Source organism: Salmonella sp. K21076, from assembly GCF_039650795.1.
Lineage (GTDB): Bacteria > Pseudomonadota > Gammaproteobacteria > Enterobacterales > Enterobacteriaceae > Salmonella > Salmonella enterica.
The window spans coordinates 1-512 of record NZ_JBCLYA010000023.1 but is presented as its reverse complement, the minus strand read 5'-3'; the positions used below and the strand labels follow the sequence as shown (position 1 = coordinate 512).

Here is a 512-nt window from a genome sequence, read left to right as displayed (position 1 = left end):
GCACGGCCTTCGTCCAGCAGTTTGCGGAACATTTCAACGCCAGTACAGGTAGACTTCTGAGTCTCTTTGATACCAACGATTTCAACTTCTTCGCCCACTTTGATGATACCGCGTTCTACACGACCGGTAACAACGGTACCACGACCGGAGATGGAGAATACGTCTTCGATCGGCAGCAGGAACGGCTTGTCAATCGCACGCTCTGGTTCCGGGATGTAAGAATCCAGGAAGCCAGCCAGTTCGATGATTTTCGCTTCCCACTCTGCGTCGCCTTCCAGCGCTTTCAGAGCAGAACCACGAACGATCGGCGTGTCGTCGCCCGGGAAGTCGTACTGAGACAGAAGTTCACGAACTTCCATTTCAACCAGTTCCAGCAGCTCTTCGTCATCAACCATGTCGCATTTGTTCAGGAACACGATGATGTACGGAACGCCTACCTGACGACCCAGCAGGATGTGCTCACGGGTCTGCGGCATCGGGCCGTCAGTCGCAGCAACAACCAGGATCGCGCC

The 512-nt window shown here is 54.7% G+C and carries 1 protein-coding gene; it reads right to left on the bottom strand.

Going from position 1 to position 512, the window contains the following annotated elements; all coding sequences use genetic code 11:
* The coding region (locus tag AAYN39_RS07845; protein WP_234155037.1) for a GTP-binding protein at positions 1–512 on the bottom strand (512 nt) is incomplete at both ends.